15 protein-coding genes and 1 pseudogene are annotated in these 18,991 nt (G+C 47.3%); 7 read left to right on the forward strand and 9 right to left on the reverse strand.

What is annotated here, in order from left to right:
* Positions 1–143: 143 nt before the first annotated feature.
* The 3 genes from gloB to dnaB all read left to right on the forward strand — a co-directional run bounded on the left by gloB (position 144) and on the right by dnaB (position 3,174).
* Positions 144–917 (forward strand): hydroxyacylglutathione hydrolase, encoded by a 774-nt coding sequence (gloB, locus tag H6F91_RS03835; RefSeq protein WP_190772837.1) that lies wholly within the window; start codon positions 144–146, stop codon positions 915–917.
* Between the two features lie 158 nt (positions 918–1,075).
* Positions 1,076–1,543, forward strand: a complete 468-nt coding sequence (gene rplI, locus H6F91_RS03840) for a 50S ribosomal protein L9 (protein WP_190772838.1) — start codon at positions 1,076–1,078, stop codon at positions 1,541–1,543.
* Between the two features lie 275 nt (positions 1,544–1,818).
* On the forward strand, positions 1,819–3,174 hold the full coding sequence (gene dnaB / locus H6F91_RS03845; protein ID WP_190772839.1) for a replicative DNA helicase: 1,356 nt from the start codon (positions 1,819–1,821) through the stop codon (positions 3,172–3,174).
* Positions 3,175–3,403: 229 nt separating this feature from the next.
* On the opposite strand, the gene H6F91_RS03850 is transcribed toward dnaB, so the two are convergent.
* The 3 genes from H6F91_RS03850 to H6F91_RS03860 form a co-directional block, all read right to left on the reverse strand.
* Entirely contained in the window at positions 3,404–4,099 is a 696-nt protein-coding gene (locus H6F91_RS03850) for a lipase (protein ID WP_190772840.1), read from the reverse strand.
* Between the two features lie 76 nt (positions 4,100–4,175).
* Positions 4,176–5,066 carry an alpha/beta fold hydrolase gene (locus H6F91_RS03855; protein ID WP_190772841.1) on the reverse strand — a complete coding sequence of 297 codons (891 nt, stop codon included), beginning with the start codon at positions 5,064–5,066 and terminating at the stop codon, positions 4,176–4,178.
* A gap of 98 nt (positions 5,067–5,164) precedes the next feature.
* Positions 5,165–5,767, reverse strand: a complete 603-nt coding sequence (locus tag H6F91_RS03860) for a hypothetical protein (protein WP_190772842.1) — start codon at positions 5,765–5,767, stop codon at positions 5,165–5,167.
* 299 nt (positions 5,768–6,066) lie between these two features.
* Between H6F91_RS03860 and H6F91_RS03865 the strand changes: the two genes are divergently transcribed.
* On the forward strand, positions 6,067–6,519 hold the full coding sequence (locus H6F91_RS03865; RefSeq protein ID WP_190772843.1) for a hypothetical protein: 453 nt from the start codon (positions 6,067–6,069) through the stop codon (positions 6,517–6,519).
* Between the two features lie 236 nt (positions 6,520–6,755).
* On the opposite strand, the gene H6F91_RS03870 is transcribed toward H6F91_RS03865, so the two are convergent.
* Both H6F91_RS03870 and H6F91_RS03875 read right to left on the reverse strand, forming a co-directional pair.
* On the reverse strand, positions 6,756–6,977 hold the full coding sequence (locus H6F91_RS03870) for a hypothetical protein (protein ID WP_190772844.1): 222 nt from the start codon (positions 6,975–6,977) through the stop codon (positions 6,756–6,758).
* Between the two features lie 58 nt (positions 6,978–7,035).
* Positions 7,036–7,197, reverse strand: coding sequence for a hypothetical protein (locus H6F91_RS03875; RefSeq protein ID WP_190772845.1), 162 nt, complete (start codon positions 7,195–7,197; stop codon positions 7,036–7,038).
* 603 nt (positions 7,198–7,800) lie between these two features.
* Between H6F91_RS03875 and H6F91_RS03880 the strand changes: the two genes are divergently transcribed.
* Positions 7,801–7,998, forward strand: a complete 198-nt coding sequence (locus H6F91_RS03880; RefSeq protein ID WP_190772846.1) for a hypothetical protein — start codon at positions 7,801–7,803, stop codon at positions 7,996–7,998.
* 99 nt (positions 7,999–8,097) lie between these two features.
* On the opposite strand, the pseudogene H6F91_RS03885 reads toward H6F91_RS03880, so the two are convergent.
* Together H6F91_RS03885 and H6F91_RS03890 are read right to left on the reverse strand one after the other, a co-directional pair.
* Positions 8,098–8,925, reverse strand: a pseudogene (locus H6F91_RS03885) (arylamine N-acetyltransferase).
* 1,056 nt (positions 8,926–9,981) lie between these two features.
* Positions 9,982–10,263 (reverse strand): hypothetical protein, encoded by a 282-nt coding sequence (locus H6F91_RS03890; RefSeq protein WP_190772847.1) that lies wholly within the window; start codon positions 10,261–10,263, stop codon positions 9,982–9,984.
* 623 nt (positions 10,264–10,886) lie between these two features.
* On the opposite strand from H6F91_RS03890, the gene H6F91_RS03895 reads away from it, so the two are divergent.
* Complete coding sequence (locus H6F91_RS03895; RefSeq protein ID WP_190772848.1) at positions 10,887–11,879, forward strand: methyltransferase domain-containing protein; 993 nt, start codon at positions 10,887–10,889, stop codon at positions 11,877–11,879.
* Positions 11,880–12,090: 211 nt separating this feature from the next.
* Here the strand turns inward: H6F91_RS03895 and H6F91_RS03900 are convergent, their stop codons facing one another.
* Positions 12,091–12,711, reverse strand: coding sequence for an exopolysaccharide biosynthesis protein (locus H6F91_RS03900; RefSeq protein WP_190772849.1), 621 nt, complete (start codon positions 12,709–12,711; stop codon positions 12,091–12,093).
* A gap of 1,204 nt (positions 12,712–13,915) precedes the next feature.
* On the opposite strand from H6F91_RS03900, the gene H6F91_RS03905 reads away from it, so the two are divergent.
* The gene (locus tag H6F91_RS03905) at positions 13,916–17,185 is read left to right on the forward strand and encodes a PAS domain S-box protein (RefSeq protein ID WP_190772850.1); all 3,270 of its coding nucleotides are present in this window, start codon (positions 13,916–13,918) and stop codon (positions 17,183–17,185) included.
* A gap of 48 nt (positions 17,186–17,233) precedes the next feature.
* Here the strand turns inward: H6F91_RS03905 and H6F91_RS03910 are convergent, their stop codons facing one another.
* Positions 17,234–18,376 (reverse strand): response regulator, encoded by a 1,143-nt coding sequence (locus tag H6F91_RS03910; RefSeq protein WP_190772851.1) that lies wholly within the window; start codon positions 18,374–18,376, stop codon positions 17,234–17,236.
* Positions 18,377–18,991: the final 615 nt, after the last annotated feature.

An 18,991-nucleotide genomic window follows, 5' to 3' on the forward strand; every position in this document is an offset into this window, starting at 1 on the left:
ATTCCCGCTTGACTGTGAGAAGAGCCAGATGGGAACGTGTTGATGCTTCCTATGTTCTATTCTTCCGGAAGATCTTGCTGAACAGGCAAAGGATGGGTAAGACTTGGTTGAAGTTTCAATGAACTATTTCCGAGGAATTGCGGGTGGAGATTTATCGCATTCCGGCCCTGTCGGATAATTATATTTTTCTTTTGCATGATCCAGAGCGTCAGCAGGCAGCGGTGGTTGATCCAGCGGAAGCGGCTCCCGTTTTGAAGGAACTGGAGCAGTTAAGAGCAACCCTGGTCGCTATTTTTAATACTCATCACCACGGTGATCACGTTGGTGGAAATACTCAGCTATTGCAGCAATTTCCTGATGCTGTTGTCTATGGAGGCGCTGAGGATCGGGGCCGTATTCCACGCCAGCAGGTGTTTTTACAGGAGGGCGATCGCGTCATGTTTAGCGATCGCGAAGCAACCGTTTACTTTGTTCCAGGGCATACCTGTGCCCACATTGCCTATTATTTTCGACCAGAAGATCCAGGGGAAACAGGGGAGCTTTTCTGTGGCGATACCCTGTTTGCGGGAGGATGTGGCCGGCTATTTGAGGGAACGCCTGGGCAAATGGTGGAGTCCCTACGCAAACTGCGATCGCTACCTGACAGTACACGGGTCTGGTGTGCTCATGAGTACACCCTAAAAAACTTGCAGTTTGCCCATTCTGTGGATCGCCATAACCCTGTCTTAGAGCAACGCCTGGCTGAGGTGGAGGTCCTCCGCCAGCAAGCTCAACCTACGGTGCCTTCCAACTTGGGCGTTGAAAAATTTACCAATCCATTTCTGCGTTGGGATGAACCGGTGCTACAAACAGCCATGCAAAGCCACGACCCTATCCAGACGTTTGCCCGATTACGGGGGAAGAAGGATCAGTGGTAGTGCAGATAGTGGAGAAAACTAATTTTTCCCACTACCTGCTTAATTCTCGCGGTCTCGGGCTTGATTCCAAAATGAGAATTGCTGTAATTCTCAAATAAAGCTTGCGATCGCCCTATCTTCTTCGATATAATCCGAAACTGGTCTATCTGAGAAAGTTCATGGCTAAGCGGGTTCAGTTAGTACTTAACAAAGATGTCAGCAAGTTGGGCAAGGTCGGCGACCTGGTGGAAGTCGCCCCCGGCTATGCACGGAATTATTTATTGCCTCAGGGGCTGGCGGTGAATGTAACCCCCGGAGTCCTGAAGCAGGTAGAGCGGCGGCGTGAGCAAGAGCGTCAGCGCTTGTTGGAGTTGAAGAAAGAGGCCGAAGTTCAAAAGGCTACGCTGGAGAAGCTGGGCGTTTTGACCATCGCCAAACAGGCTGGGGAAGGCGATGCCATTTTCGGCTCGGTGACGGATCGGGAAGTAGCCGAAGTTGTTAAAGAGAAGACTGGGCTGGAGCTGGATCGTCGCGAAATCGAAGTGCCCGAAGTTCGCAAAGTTGGCAGCTACAAGGTGCAAGTGAAACTGCATCCTGAAGTGGTTGTAACCCTCAACCTCTCGGTAGTTGGCGAAGCCGAAGCATAAAGATTCTTCGAAATAGTGGACTAGTTCACTTGTACTCTGCAACAATAGTTGCAGGGTCTTTTTATAGGCACTGAGGGTGATGAATAATCTTCAGTAGGTGAGCAAAGCCGAACTGGCTCTAGAGTTGAGCCACCTGTCTGTTACTTATTCAGGTTGAGTAAGGCTCTGTATCTAGTGTTATTTTCTGAAAAAGATCCGTTTCTCTCTACTACAGATGGGTAAGAGATGCTAATCTGAAATGCACCCCTTCTGGTTCTCTATCCGGTGGACTGGTTATGGTTCAAGAATTGAACTTTCAGGCCTATAGCGATCGCCTGCCGCCCCAGAATATTGATGCCGAAGAGGCGATATTGGGCGGGATTTTGCTCGATCCAGAGGCCATTGGCCGGGTAGCAGAATTGCTGCGTCCTGATGCTTTCTACATCAGTGCCCACCAGGAAATTTATCGGACGGCTCTGTCGCTCTATAGTCAGGGAAAACCCACAGATCTGATGACGGTTTCAACTGCCCTGCACGATCGAGGTGTTCTCGATAAGGTGGGCGGGCAGAGCCGTATTGCTCAGTTGGTGGATCGGACGGTCAGTGCTGTCAACATTGATCAATACGCTCAACTGGTCACCGACAAATACCTGCGGCGAAAGATGATTCAGGTGGGGACTGAGATCAGTTATCTGGCCTACGAAACCGCATCCCCTTTAGAATCCGTTTTGGACCAGGCGGAGCAGAAGGTATTTAGTATCACCCAATCGCGACCCAATCAAAGTCTGATTCCTACCGCCGATATCCTGACTGCCACGTTTTCAGATATCGAGGAACGCTTTGCGGGCATGGTCATGCCAGGGATTTCCTGTGGCTTCTATGATCTAGATGCCATGACGCAGGGATTCCAGCGCTCTGACCTGATTATCACCGCGGCTCGCCCAGCGATGGGGAAAACTAGCTTTTGTTTGAATATTGCTCGCAATATTTCAGCATTTCATAAATTGCCGGTGGCAATCTTTAGCTTGGAGATGTCGAAGGAGCAGTTGGTTTATCGTCTGCTCTCCAGTGAAGCGCAGATTGAGAGTGGGCGGCTGCGGTCGGGCCGAGTGAGTCAGAATGAGTGGGAACCGCTGGGCCACGCCATCAGTTCCCTGTCGCAAATGCCGATCTTTATTGATGACACACCCAATATTTCCGTGACGGAGATGCGCTCGAAAGTGCGACGGCTTCAGGCGGAACAGGGAGGAGCCTTAGGGTTAGTGCTGATCGACTATTTGCAGTTGATGGAAGGCAGCGGCGGTGATAACCGGGTGCAAGAGTTGTCAAAGGTGACGCGATCGCTCAAAGCTCTGGCTCGCGAACTCAATGTGCCCGTCATGGCACTCTCTCAGCTCAGCCGAGGAGTTGAGTCCCGAACCAATAAGCGTCCCATGATGTCGGACCTCAGGGAATCGGGCTCCATTGAACAGGATGCCGACCTGATCATCATGTTGTATCGGGACGAGTACTATAATCCTGATACTCCGGATCGTGGGATTGCGGAAATTATTCTAACCAAACACCGGAACGGTCCGGTAGGTACTGTCAAGGTTCTGTTTGAGCCGATGTTTACTCGCTTCCGAAATCTAGCCACTCCGGGCCGCTCATAGGCAAAAAGAATCTTGCATAAAGGATGTGTGGTAGATTTTACTCCTCACATCCTTTATCTAACCCTAGCTCTGCTTAAGGATGCTTTCGAGTACCGCACAATGCCCGACCCTCAAAAACACCCATTTTCGTATGTGCGAAGCGCACGCAAAAATGGGCACTTGAGTTTATCTAATAGGCAACAAAGAGAAGACGAATCCTCTCCCTCTCTTTGTTGAAATATCATGGTCGCTACAAGAACTGTGCCCACGCTCGAGCAATTTCAGGGGAACCATACCAAAGTTTGCCAGGTCGAGGAGAATGCACCACGTTATCTAAAACATGGTTCTCAGCTCCGTCGAGCAAAGCAGCTTCGATAGGGGTAATGCCATCTCCCCAGGCATTGCCTTGACCTATAGTTTGTTCATAGCTGCTATAGCTAAACCAGTTGCGAAAGCGATCGCCCTCAATTGATTTGCCTGCCACGCAGACATAGCGCACCGTGGAATAAAATGCGCCAGGGTAATTATTTTTGACGAAATCGAGATTACGACGCGTCCAACGCTCCTGGCTTACATGGGGGGTGCCCAGAGTGACAAGAGTGGCAACGTTTGGGTGCGCTTTCCAAAGGCAAGTGTAAGCAGAGTCAGTGTCGTGAACCTGGTAAGGCACTTCTCCCAGATAAATCCGCGCAATCCATCCCCCTGCCGAGTGGCCAACGAGATTAATGCGATCGCTCCCGGTCCGTTCTTGTATTTGGCGGACGGTTGTATCTAACTGTTCCAAAATAGGACGTACTGAACGTCCTCCCAGAGTTGGTAACCAGTCACGCCGTCGCAGGGGTACTGTGGCGACAGAAATTCCACAGTCCTCAAGGGCCGTTTCCATTTCACGGTAGGGTAGGGCACTGGCAAGGTATCCGGGGAGGATGACGGTAGGCAGAGGCATAAAGGCAAGGGAGCGAAGAATCAGGGGATGAGTTTTCGATAGTGAGGTAGTTGATGAGGCGATCGCTCGGGTGCAACTATTCGAGTCCCTTCAACCAGTCCGAGATATAGGCATTCACCTGTTCGGGACGCTCATCGTGAGGACAGTGGCCAGTATTGGGAATAGATGCGAACTGAATTCGTTCAGGTTCTTGCTCTGCCAGCATCTGGTAGAGTTTGGAGCCTGAGATAGGCGTCCAGGGGTCAGCGGCGCCCCAGAGAATTAGAAGCGGTTGAGTGATTTTGGGCAGCAATTCTGAAGGATGAGGGCCGGGAGGAGCGGTGAGGATGGAGGCGAATACCTGCTGGGCACCCGGGTCGCAAGATGGTTCGTAGATGATATCTACGAGTTCATCGGTAACGGCGGTGCGATCGCAATACACTTGCTGCAAAGTGCTGCGAATGCGTGATTTCTGCCGCACTAGATTAAACATCAATGGGCCAAAACCAGGGGAGCTAACGACTCGGCTAAACGTGCCCATGACCATTCGGAGAGGCGGGTTCAGTTCTTCAGGCCGGTGATTTAGACCCCCGGCAGCATTAAGGAGTACTCCGCCCCGGCTCAAGTCAGGATGGTGAGCCAGCATCATGAGAGCTAAGAGGGCACCGATAGAGTTGCCCGCCCAAACGGCAGGAGCCTGGATTAATTCCCTTGAAAAGTCTGCCAGGAGGTTTTCCCAGAGTTCCAAAGAGTAGTCAAGAGCGGGTTTATCGGAGCCACCAAAGCCTAGTAGATCTATAGCAAATACCCGGTAGCCTACTTCCGCTAGAACGGGGATATTCTTCCGCCAATGGCCAATAGAGGCACCAAAGCCATGGATAAGGACGATAGGAGTGCCCTGTCCCCGAACGGTGTAGCGGATACGGTGGCCTTGCCAATTCCAGGTGGAGAACTCGATTTGAGAGGTGGGAATTGCAGAAATGGTCACGGAACGCAGCTCAATGAAACTTCATGATTCTGATCATAAAGCCTTTTTACGGTTGAAACAGGGGTAAGAAACCGTCCTTGACGCTCTGGTTAGGTCGACTAGCCAGTCATGTCAGCACACCAGCGCCAGTTATAACGATTCCAGTCGTAAATGCCTTGAATTTCGTACTCCATCCCATTATCAAATCGCACAGTACACCGATTAATCGGGCGTTCTTCGGAGGGAAATTCTTCGACGTGGATAACGGTGCAGGGAACCCATTCCCGTATGCAGGGGCCATCTTCCTGCACCCATTCCCAGAGATTATTAGCGACTTCAATGCGATCGCCCACCCGTAATCGTTGGGGTTGGCGATAGGCTAGCACATGTTCTGGTTGTACTCGTTCCAACCAGGCTAAACCGTAAGCATCTCGCAAAAATTGCACCCTTCCAGAATCATGTCCGGCCAACCAATCATTCAATAACTGTGCTTTCCAGGGACGATTAAGCTGGTCTTGTTCCTGGATGAAGTCCAGTAGGGTCTGGCGTTCCTCGGGGGTCAATTCCTCTAAGGGGTTTGGGGCTAAAGTGCTGCTTTGCTGAGTAATACGGGCAATCGCCTGACGCAAAATCATTTGTTGCTGGGCGTTCAGCGGTTGCCCCAGCGCCTCGCATTCTGCGAAAGCAGCATTAAGAATGTCATCCCAGTCGGCGTCTAACATCGCGATCACCTACCGAAACAGGGTTATGAAGACATTTTGACCTAAGAACGCGCCCTTCTCAAGGGTTCGCTACTGGAATAGCTGAATACGTATAACCTTCGCGCCCGTTAGGACATAGGAACGAGTGGCAGCACTGCCTCTGATGTCCTAACTAACGCGACACTAGCAATAAGTATAAAATGCGAAGTGAAGTGCCTGTACGGACAGGCCGTTTGACGCGAGAATTTAGGAAATGCTCCAGCAACCAATCATCGAGGCTGAGCGATGCATTCCTCCGTTGTTTCATTTCTATAGTTGCTATGCAAATTAAACTTTCTTTTGGCCTGAAGCGGTTAGCAGCGTGGGGGGCGATCGCACTCTTAACGCTGGTTCTCTGGCTGCCCGCTGGTACTGCCCAGGCGCTAACTCAGATCCGCCTGTTTGATCTGAACTATCGTGAGTGCCCGCCAGAGCTAGCAGAAGGAGCGGTTACTCCAGGTGGTGCAGCCCTGGCTGCTAACTGCTTCATTGTGTATGGCAAAACCGAAAATACTTCGGGGCGTCCAGTACTCAATGCTGATATTTTTGGTCGCATTCTCGATGCGAATGATAACCCAGTTATGCAAAACCGTACGCGTCTTGGTTCCATTGAGGAAGTACAACCAGGGATTGGAGAGTTTGAACTGCGGATTTCAGTGTCAGAAAACCAGGCTACTCCCCTAAAACTGGAGCAGTTTAAAGCCTCTGGATTTGCTGGAAAAGTGCGGCGGTAACTTCGTAGCTATTAGTTCCGAGACGAAACCAAAAGAGAGAGTGGGGTTCTGCTTCCACTCTCTCTTTTATTAGCCCTCGAGAAAGATTTTCTGAAATTCCTGATTTCAACACAGGCAAACTTAAGCCGTGCATTACTAACTGCAAAAACAGAACCACCCTTTGCGACGTTAAAGGGTGGTTCTGTTTGAAGTGCCATGAGTCTTGTTGCAATGCGGAATAAGAACCCGAGGCCAGATTAATTCAGTTCTGCCAATGTTGCAGAGAGGGTTGCAAGTACTCGATCTGTACTACTACCTGATAGATTAGGCCCCCAAAAAACCATGTCTGGCCGTTCTCTTTGAATAATTTCCAGGCTGCTCTCGACAGTGGAAACGGTTAAAACGCTATAGTTTTTTTCCAGAATGGCTCCAACATTTGGGGAGTCATTAAAACCTTCTTCAATAATTAAGACTTTCATCAACAGGATTCCAAACTAATTGAACACACCGTTATCTAAAATCAGACGCGCTTACTGTTTAGGGCAAATGTTCCAGGTCGAATCGTGCAGCAAGATCGCTCAAGCGATAGGCAACAATGGTGGAGCGGCCAACAGGACAGAGCGAGATTGTTCCCTGAACAATCTCAAGCACCCGGTAACGAGTGCCGTCATTCGAAACTAACCAAGCACCAGGGACCATATCTGTAGTTCCTTAGAATGGATTTTAAAGAGTTGGAGATGCAGATTTTGTTGTGATTGTTGATACAAAAGAATATACGGCAGAGTCAGCCTCAGTTAAGCAAACATTAAGAAAATGTACTTAAAGATTAATTAATTTTTCTTTTTATCAGAGCTTTTTGTCTGTCTTAATGGGTTTCTGTGAGTTTTCTTTAATTCCTGGCCACGTTTCAAGTGCATCAGCGGTATTGAGAAGAACATGGAAACCTCTAAAACCACTGATACGCTTAAAGCGCTCCAGTTATTCCTTTGCTTTGGAGATTTCCAGTAATAAAATTACCTCCGTGATGTGAGTGCTTTGCCCGCGAAGCGGGCAAAGCACTCACATCACGGGTAAATTCTATGCAGAGATTTCCTTTCATGATGATGCGGAACCTATTGCTGCTAGAAGAAAACCTGAAAATACTGGTTTTTAGCGGTTTTAGGGGAGACTACTAATTGTAAAAATGACTGTATCCCAGTTGTCTACCTAAACAGGAGTATTAAGAAATGTATCTAAAAGAAGATATAAGTACACCAAGTCGCAGGCTTTGATGGAGGTAATCCCTACACTTCAGATCGCTGCATGACTGTTTTCGAGACGATCAAAAAGATTGCCGCTAATTCTGGCTACCAGCTTTACACCTCCGAAACCCATTCTTTGGAGGGCTATGTTCTTAAGCAGAAAGACGCTAGCTGCCCTGATGGAATTTTTCAGTCTCTTGACGAGGTGATTGTCTATTTAATGGCGCAAAGCCAGGAGAATGGCCAGGTTGGCAAATAACTGCCATTCTTAGAGAAGGTTAGAGTCTGTTTAAGGGTTGTTTTTTCGTGCGAGATGCGCACGAAAAAACAACCCTTTCAGCCAGCTTTAAAACATGCTCTAAACAAAGCGATCGAGAACAGAGGTAACATCAGTCGTTGCAGGCAAGGTTAGCAAGAATTCTTTCTCAAGAATGTTGTGTAACTCTACAGTTGTACTTAAAGTATGATGCTCTGTTTTACCGTCTAAATAACGTATCGTGAATTTATTATTATGTAATGCGTAACGGCACTGAGTGTCAGGTCTTGCAAGGATAAGGGAGTTAACAAATAACGAATTGGGATGAGTTGATACATACCAATTACTGACCTCATAATCAGGTAAGTAATGTTCTTGAAGATTAAAGCGGTATAGAGAATTCCACTCGCTTTGTAACTTAGCCTGCAAGATGTAAGTGCTCTCGGATTTAAATAAACGAAACGGTTCATGAGGAGTATTCTGCTCCAGATCTGGAATAAGTGCTAACGGAGCAGTCAGGGTTAACCCGCCAAATCCTACATCCACGATGTAGGGCTGAGAACCAATGTCAACACGCAGCAGCATGTGTGTCAACGGATTAATGATTTCTTCTGGAAGATTTCATAATACGCGTGCTGCCAAGCAGGTTACTTGAAAACCCAGCGTCAACAGAACCGATCGCAGCAGTAAGTTATGTTCAAAACAGTAGCCTCCACGACCTTGGTCAATTAACTTTGACTGCAAGGAGGTTAAGTCGAGGCGTACTGGCTGTTTGAGTAGCGGACTGAGGTTCTCAAAAGCGATCGCTTTTGTATGACACAAATGTATTGCTTGTAGTGTTTCAAGGGTAGGAGTGCGATCGCCACTATAATGAATGCGTTGGAAATAAGCATCCAAATTAATGTTTTCAGGTGACGTTTTTATTTCCATTTTCTGTACCTAATGGTATCTCATTACCCTACTATAGCTATTCTCAACACTTGTATTTTGCGTGGAAATTTAAATAGTTTCTAAAAAGTGGAATGATTTACCCTCACCTTTCAAAAATTATTTCAAGCTGCGTGAAGAAACACTGTTGGAAATAGATTTTAGGAATATCGGCCTCATCTATAATGTCATTTTGAGAAGACCGTCTTACTCACTTAATCCCGTGTTCTCAGAATCTCAAGAGATAGCTATTGGGTCGTTTGGGTGTTGATCCCGTTTGGGGCGTTAAAGAGTCTTTACCCAGTTTTACAGTAGGTCCTAATCCCCAAACATCTACCTAGTAGGCTGCGGCCTAAGTTCGCAACCTATGTTTTTGTGTAGGGTGCGAAGCACCCTACACAAAAACATAGGTGATGGATTTCCGCCTCAGCGTACTAGATTCTTTGAAGACAAAAAGGTCGGCGTTTATTCTAAAGTTGTTAAGAAATGTGCTTCAGAATAAACATTGGTCATCGCCGAGACGTGTTGTAGTAAGACAAACAACCTATAGAGGGCTACCGTGAAGGCATACAACGATCCAAGATTGAGGTCCGGCTAAAGAACTGAGTTGTCCTCCTGGCCGAACTTGCAGATTATCTTTAGACTCCTTGCTGTAGGTCAGTGGTTTATCTTTACAGGCAGAGCTATCAACGGCTTGATTGTTGTGTACGGTATCTCAAAAACACTAAGTTTTTGTATTTCGCAAGACATTGCTGGGTGAAACGATTCCATAGTTTCACTCAGTGAAATATGAGAGAAAGAGGTGTGTTTCTTAGGAGTGATTGGAGGGCGATCGCTCTCCAATCACTCCTAGACAAAAGAAACTGTAAGTTTCTTGTGAGAAATATTAAAAAATGCAACAGAGATAGAACATTGCTATTGCCGCCACTTCGGGACAGCAATAGGAATGCTCTGAACTTTAATTTTATAAAAGTGTAAGAACTAAACAACGAATCGCGCACAGGTGTAAAGCACCGCGCACGATTGGTTTCTTCATTTTCCGGTCCACCAAAATGGACTTTAAAGGCAAAGAACCTGCCAATCCTGGTTCAACCAATACAAGCCGTCGGCCAGCTTAACCACAGCCCCCGGAGTTAAAACTGAGAGGATACCGTCGTTCGATAGTTGATGTCGGACGATTTGGGCGATCGCTTCCTGTAACTGCTTTCGAGTGGCGGGAGTACCCTGACCTTCCTGGTTGATGCCGGTTTGCGCTTCCCAGTAAAGGGCAATGGGATGATAAGGGCTAGTGGGTCTTAGGGTGGAGACTATCTCTTGAGAGGAAGTCGAAGTGCTACTCATGAATCAATCACAGATAAAATTATGTTCTAAACAGAGCAACGCATGGCTCTATCATGCCCGATTGTGGCGGCAACTGCCATCCCCTTCGCTTTGCTACCTATGAAGGAAGTAGGGACTAAGGAACAAGGGAACATCACTGACTATATTAATGAAATCATCCTCCATTCAGGGTAGTACATTGTATCTCGTATAGCAAACTTCACAGGGTCTGAATACACTACAGCTCAAACTGTTTACGTACCTTCCGGTATGTTTTCTTGAAGTCTTAATACTGTATTCAAGCAATACGCGCAATATCCCATCAAATCTTCAAAATCCGCTTGAAAAAGCAAGATGCGCAGGAAGTACAGCGTTTTTTGCATCTTTATAACCTATTTCCTCCCTGAATATGCCTTAGAACAACACTTTGCAGGGGTTTTCTGAAACGTTTGATACTCTCCAAGCTACTACCCTGAATTATTGGCTATAAAAGAAATAGACAAGAGTTGCTGAAAAGAGATCGCTGTACTCCTAGCGGCTCTTAACCGTGATAATCTCTAGGATATAGGATTAGGCATCGCTGGATACGGCAACCTTTGCCAATTTGGTATGCTAGCTGATTTGTTGGATCTCGTATCACCTCCATGAGTTTACTGTTCGTTCTAGGGGTTCTCCTCACTCTGTTAGCTGTAGGCATTGGTCTCTATTTGCTCACGGCCCGCCGCTATCAGACCTCTGATTCTGTCGCCAATTCCTATGACCAGTGGACTGAGGACGGAATCCTGGAATTCTACTGGGGCGAACATATTCATCTAGGCCATTATGGCTCGCCACCCCGACGGAAAAACTTTTTAGTGGCGAAAGCCGACTTTGTTCATGAAATGGTGCGCTGGGGCGGTTTGGACCAGTTGCCGCCGCACACAACAGTCTTAGATGTGGGCTGTGGTATTGGTGGCAGTAGTCGCATCTTGGCTCGAGATTATGGGTTTTCGGTAACGGGAATTACCATTAGTCCTCAGCAAGTGCAGCGGGCGCGAGAGCTGACGCCTAAAGGGGTAGACGCCCAGTTTTTTGTAGATGATGCCATGGCGCTCTCGTTCCCAGATGCCAGTTTTGATGTGGTCTGGTCTGTAGAAGCAGGGCCGCACATGCCTGATAAAGCAATCTTTGCACGAGAGTTGATGCGGGTACTAAAACCCGGAGGTATCTTGGTTTTAGCCGATTGGAATCAACGGGACGATCGCCAAAGCCCCTTAAATGCTTGGGAACGTCCGGTGATGCGGCAGTTACTGGACCAGTGGGCGCACCCTGCATTCTCCAGTATCGAAGGGTTTGCCGAAGTGTTGGAAGCCACAGGTCTGGTTCAAGGAGTTGTGACCACCGCCGATTGGACGCAGGAAACTCTGCCATCTTGGTTGGACTCTATCTGGCAGGGGATTGCTCGTCCCAGTGGCCTGATTCGTTTTGGGCCGACAGGTTTGATTAAGTCGTTACGAGAAGTGCCAACCCTATTACTGATGCGGTTAGCTTTCGGTACGGGACTGTGTCGATTTGGAATGTTTCGAGCCCAGAGGGCAGATGCATCACCTCCACCGATTACTCAGTCGGTCCCTATGGTTGTTGAAAAGTATAAGTAGGCTGGGATTGGTTCCACCTTTCAACAATGATTCAGAATTTCTCCCATTGTTGTCCGCAACTTAATTTAAGTCGGATATATTGTTGAGTCATATTATCAGAAATATTTTAGCCCCAGTTCAGGATAAGCTGGAGTGCCTATTTTGGCGTGCGCGAAGCGCACGCCAAAATAGGCTTTTTCAAGTACCGTGTTAGCAAGGGAAAAGCTCACTGTTATAAAGACTGGAGGCGATCGCCCAAGTGTAAGAAAAATGCTAGAGCCGCACCACTAATACTGGAAAAGAAAAGAGTCGTTACGATGGTCATACCAAATCCTACCAGCATCAGAAACCCATCAGCTTCCAGAACGCCTATCGACAGCACGAGGATGGTATAGGCGGGAAACATGTTTGTAAAGGGAATGGGGAGTGGTAATGACATTAGCAACCCATTCCAGAACAAACACAATCCTCCTAATCGATACAACATCCAATTCTCTCGAACAAATAGCAGGCGAGAGCGAGACAGACGCTCAATTGGGTAAAGAATGCGCGTCAGGTTTTTAAGAAGTTCTCGCGATAGCTTGGGGGTGAGTTCTAATCGGGCGATTGGAGAAGGTAGGCGAGGCTGATGCCAGCCTATGGCGATTTGGAATCCCATAAGTGTAGGACCAGCTGCAAATAGCGCGGATATGCCGGGTAAAGGAATGGGTACCGGAAGGAGCAAGGGTAGCGTAAGGATGATACTAATAACGCCAAATCCCTTCTCGCCAGTGCGTTCTAGCAGGGTTGAGATACTGAGTGAGCGATCGGTATATTCTTCAAGTAGAAGCTTAATAGTTTCAGACAGTTTCATGGGGCTATGCTCGCCTCTTCCACCACTTCAGGACCAAAACCCAGAACCCTCTTTTTTCGTTGTACAGCCATGAAAAAAGAGGGTTCTAAGTTTTGATGCAAAATGGGGATGCGTCCTGTTTGCCCCCGTGTAAAATTGAGTGTGATTGAAACTCAACCAATCTAATAAACTTCCCTCAAAGCTTAACAGAGTAGTAATCCCAAAAGGACTTTCATAATAACACTTCGGATAGAATATTCTTGAGTATTCAGTCAGCTTGTTCTAATTTTCATATATAGCTTTTGAAGGGTGAATTAGGCGCTTTTCAAGGGCCATTCAAACTGCTAACTAGTAGGCTGCGGCCTAAGTTCGCAACCTATGTTTTGTGTGGGGTGCGAAGCCCCCCACACAAAACATAGGTGATGGATTTCTGCCTCAGCGTACTAGGTAGTCATGATTCAACATAAGGGCAAAAAGGCTGTGTTGCTTCTTTCGTAGGTGATACAGTCTTTTTGCTCCTATGTTGAATTCAGCTGAGCTACTTGTAGGAAACGCAAATGGCTGTTAAAGAGTGAGTAAGTCTGTGGCGATTCTACCTTTCAAAGTTATTCTACAAACAATGTACGAGTGCTATGTCAGGAACCCATGCTTTAAATAATATTATGTTTGGGAAAAATGTAGCAGTACTTTAATACTAAATGGCTCAGCTTAATTAAAACTAATGGACAGAAGACTGTGCCATGGTGAGTACAAATATAAGACTTGCTATACTTTTGCTAAGAAATCTTTTGTTTATAACAATAAAGATTAAACTATTTTCCTATTGTGTTACAAAATAATAGATTGAGTTGGTTAGCTGACCTGGACCAGAGTTAAGTCTGGTGTCTAGCTGGACTTGGCTGGGCTGTATTTACAATAGGCAGATTCTGCTGGCTTACGGCTTAGTCAACTCCAGGATGCGTTCCCTGGTTGCTATGCATTCTCTCGAATAGAAATTTGGAACATCTGAGCAAGTTACGCCTCCTTGCTCCAGTTAAGTTTGCCTCCCTCATTGGCTTTTTATATCAGCTCTAATTCATTCTTAAGAAGAACATTTGATCGATTTTGGACATCCTTGGTTTTCCTATTCTAAATGTAGGAAAAATAACTTTCTATCTCATCTTCCAGGAGAAAACGAGTATTATTTTAAATTTTGCTCTCGTCACTTAATATAAAAAGATGGACTATGAAATCCGATCCCTCCGCTAAAGCTGAAAGTCCAGCGATGAACGATGAATTGGCGGCGTGTCAGACCATGCAGGATCTTGAACGGCGTCGGTATCTCGATTCATCCGAAATGGCCTTGGATGGGCACCTGCTAACCGACCAGAATGGTCTGATTCTGGAAGCAGATGCTGCTGCTGCTATTTTGATGGGCAGCTCGCAAACGGAGTTGATTGGTCAGCCCTTACTCAACTTTGTATCGTTTCGAGCGCAAGAAGCTTTTCGGGCCCGTTTGTCCCTGGTGCGACCTATCCAGTGCTGGGAAACGGTAATTAAACCGCGAGAAACCCCTGAATTTCCAATCATGGTGGCGCTTAGCCGACTTGAACAGCCACAAAATTCTGAAGTTGCCCTTTGCTGGCTGCTGCATGATATTCGCCACCGCCAACGGGTAGAACAGCAGCTTCAGTCGGCCTGTGATGGTTTAGAACAGCTGGTTGTTGAACGCGCTGTTGCTTTAGAGAATGCGGTTGATGGAATCTCCCGGCTGGACCCTCAGGGGTATTACATCTCCGTGAATAAAGCTTATGCCAGAATGCTGTGTTATTCCCAGAATGAACTGATTGGAATGAATTGGGAAGCCACGGTTCATCCTGGTGATCTGGATGCTATGAGAAGGGCCTACCAGAAAATGTTGGAGGATGGCAAGGTTACTGTTGACGCTAGAGGCCTCCGAAAGGACGGCTCCCTGTTTTACAAACAGTTGGATATGGTGGCCTGTTATGACGACCAGCAGCATTTCATTGGGCATTACTGCTTCATGAAAGATGTGAGCGATCGCCGTCAACGGGAATCCCTCCTCAACAGCATCTACCAAAATGCTGCCCAGGCTATCTTTCTGCTGGATGTTACCCCTGATGGAAATTTTCGCTATTTTGATTTCAATCCCCTGGCAGAACAGTTTGGAAACGTAACCAATGACCAATTGCGAGGCAAAACTCCTGAGGAACTATTTGGGGACGCGATTGGCGCAAAATTGCGGCGAAATTATGAACGTTGCCTTCAGCAGGGAACCGTTGTTACCTACGAGGAATGTAACGAGTTTGAGGCAATGCCCCGCTGGACATTGACGACCCTATCCCCGCAATACAATGAACAGGGGCAGATTTATCGCATTATTGGTACAGCCGTTGATATTAGCGATCGCAAACAGGCTGAAATCGCGCTACAGAAGCAGCTGGCCTCGGAACAACTAATGTCTGAGGTGACACAGTACATTCGGCAATCTCTGGATGTTAATGATGTGTTTAGCCGTACGGTGGAACGGATTCGGCAGCTCCTGAACACAGATCGGGTCGTGATTTTTCGCTTTGAGCCCGATGGGCAGGGGCGTGTTGTGATGGAATCGGTGGGGGAGGCATGGGCATCCATTCTTTCGATGGCCATTTTCGACTCCTGTTTTTATGAGCGCTACACCGAAGCATATCGCCAGGGGCGTGTTTCTACCATTTCAGATGTTTATGAGGGGGTAATAAACCCCTGCTATGTAGAACTGCTAGAAACCTTTGAAGCTCGGGCCAGTATGGTTGTCCCTATTCTGCAAGGCGAATACCTGTGGGGCTTACTGATTGCCCATCAATGTTCTGGCCCACGGCATTGGCAAGCAGATGAAATTCACCTATTTCAGCATCTAGCGGCTCAGGTAGGGATCGCTATTCAACAATCTGAACTCTATCAGCAGACCCGGCAGGAACTGGTCACACGACAACGGGTGCAAGCAGCCCTTCAGGAGAGCGAGGAGCGTTTCCGGGCGCTGCTCGATAACTCCCCAACGGTGATTTACATGATCGATGCTCAAAATCGTCACATTCTGGTAAATCAGCGCTACGCCGAATGTGTGGGAAGCACGGCGGAGAAATTGCAGGGAAAGAGTATTTATGATTTTTGGCCTCAGGAAATAGCAGATCGGTTTGCCGCCCAAAATCAACAGCTGCTGGAGGGCAATGAACTCTTACAGGTAGAAGAAGGGATTCCTTTAGAGGACGGCATCCTCCATAGCTTCTACACGGTCAAGTTTCCCCTACGGGATAGTTCCGGAAAGCCCTATGCAATTTGTGGCATCTCGACAGACATCACTGAGATGAAGCAATTGGAAGCTCAGTTTTATCGGGCTCAACGGCTGGAAAGTTTAGGAACGTTAGCCAGTGGCATTGCCCATGATTTGAATAATGTATTTACGCCAATTTTGGCGATCGCCCACCTATTAGGAACGCAAAAGCGCTATCTGGATGGGCAATTTCCTGAGCTGTTGCAAATTCTGTCTAACAGTGCGAATCGTGGAGCGGCTCTGGTTAAGCAGGTTCTATCTTTCAGCCGGGGAACGGAAGGTAAGCGCCTTTCACTTCAGGTCGAGAACGTGCTGCAAGAAATTGTGCAAATCATCCAGCAAACGTTGCCGAAATCCATTCGAATCCAGTGGAAACAACCTGTTCAGCTTCTCAATGCAGTTCATGCAGATCCCACTCAACTCCATCAGGTTTTTATTAATCTGTGTGTTAATGCCAGTGACGCTATGCCCCAAGGCGGAACCCTAACCCTTGAAGTTGAAAACTGCTGCATTGACTCGGGATACGCTCAAATGAACCTGGATGCGCAGCCGGGCAGCTACGTCGTAACTACTATTACCGATACCGGAACTGGCATTCCTAAACATTTAATAGAGCGTATTTTTGACCCATTTTTTACAACCAAGGAGGTAGGAAAAGGAACGGGTCTGGGCTTATCAACCGTGTTAGGAATTGTTAGAAACCACGGTGGATTTATTCGGGTTCGTAGTGAACCCGGTCAGGGAACAGAGTTTCAGATTTACCTACCCGCACTTGAAGGAACAACAGCCCCGGAAGCGGACGTAGAAGAAGCTCTACCCCAGGGGCAGGGGGAGATGATTCTGCTTGTAGACGATGAGCTGGCTGTTCAGCAGGTTGTTAAAACGGTGCTGGAAGACTGTGGCTACCGTACTTTGACCGCTACCGATGGGGCGGAAGCGATCGCCCTCTACAGGGAGCATCAACACGATATTAACCTTGTTCTCCTTGATCTGATGATGCCTAACATGGATGGGCTAACCGTTATTTGTACCTTGCGCCAGATCAATCCTCAGGTTCAAATCATTGCGTCAAGCGGTTTACCGGCCAACAAAAACAGTGCTGTCGCTGCAGGGGCACAAGTATTCTTATCGAAGCCCTATGACACTCAGGAATTACTCAAATCGATTCAGCAGTTGGATTTATAAGCCTTTGCCACACTGATAAACATTCAACCGAGGCATATGAGAATCGGGTTATCGGCTCGTTTTGAACCAGACGCGGGTGCGAGCCAGGAGTTCAGGCCCTACGATAGGATAATTGACAAAATCGCTGGCTCCGGCTGCAAATACTTGCTCGATGACAGTGGCGTTGGAGCCGTGGAGCAGCATGAGGATGGGCAAGTTTTGCCAGGGTGGTGTCCGGCGAATTTGCTGACAAAGCTCAAGGTTGGCCTTGAGCTTGCCATCAACCGTGCTATCCAGAATGAAGAGACGGGGATCATACGTGGTTGCTGTTGTCCAAATATGGGTTAAATCGGTAACCATCGCCACCTGGAAATTGTGAGGCTCTAGTAATGCTTTAATTTGGGCTGCTGTGTCAGGGGATGGGGTGATGACCAGGGTCGCCTGTTCAGTGCGTGTTGGCTCTGCATCCTGTTGTAGCTGACGCGTCTTTGGGGGCGATGGAGACAACGTTGTTGGAGTGGGCGGCGTTGACACCGACTCTAATGGTTTGAGCCGATATCCAACCCGGTAAAGGGTTTCAATAAAATCTCCGGGAGCCCCTGCTGTGCTTAATTTTCGACGTAACTCTTTGATATGAACGCGGACGGTTTCTTCTCCTGGATTTTCAGCAGCTGTCCAAGCATGTTCCAGAATAATTTTGGAGCTCAAGATGCGTTGGCTATTCCGCAAAAATAGCTCTAGAATGGCAAATTCTTTCGGGGTAAGGGCAAGAGGCTGAGTGCCATAGATGGCTGTATGCCCAACGGGATCAAGTTGAAGACTGGCCCAGGTAAAGGTTGTTTGGGTGACAACAGATCCCCGTCGTAGTAGGGCCTGAACACGGGCAATCAACTCTTCGGGATCAAAGGGCTTAACCACGTAGTCATCTGCACCGTTGTTGAGGGCGATCGCTTTCTGCTGTGTATCATTCTGCCCAGTCAGCAGCAGAATTGGCATGGAGTAACCTTGAGACCGAAGTCGCTGACATAACTCAATACCATTGATGTCGGGTAATAGGACGTCGAGCACAATCAAATCATATTCAAAAGCTGAAAGCATTTGAGAAGCGTTTTCAGCATTAGAAGATAGATCTACAAAGTAATTATTAGTTGAAAGCAAAACCCCTAAAGTTTTTGCCACCAAGGAGTCATCCTCTACAACAAGAATCTTCATGGCTGGACCCCCATTGGAAGTACTCGCTTGATTCAAGAACTATTGAGGAAGACCCAGCATATTCCCCAGAAGAAGCAAAAGTGGTGAGATGCTTAAAAAACAAGAAAATAAGATAGAATGATAAGATTTTTTCGAGCAGTTTACTAAACTAAAACACCTGTTAAAAGAAGCCCATCATTCGTGGGATGAATAATTGACTTACTCAGCAAAGCTACGCCAGAAGAAACTTCCACAGACACTGGGCCCAAGAATTCTACTTAGCTTAACTCTGCTAACTTCCGCTGAAACATGCCTAAGCTTCTCAAAAACTAAACGGTAGTAGAATCACAACTGCTTCATACACCGTTCAGATTTAGTAGCAAATCTAACCATTTATATTTTAATCTGAACAAATACAGGAGGCATGTTAAGAAAATTAAAGTGTACCCTGCTCTTCACGCTTCTTTTACAACTTATGGCCAAGAATGGCGACAACCCATCAAAACTTCTCGGTGACTGATGCAGAGAAACTTATTTGCCTCCTTTGCTTAAGTTTTTTGTAAGCTGTTTTCCTTTGCTTTCCTGAAACCAGGATTCGTGATGGGTCAGCTTGGGCTGGATAACGTTGCTATCAGA

Origin of the sequence: Leptolyngbya sp. FACHB-8, assembly GCF_014695575.1 — a bacterium.
In the GTDB taxonomy this organism is placed as follows: Bacteria; Cyanobacteriota; Cyanobacteriia; order Elainellales; family Elainellaceae; genus Vacuolonema.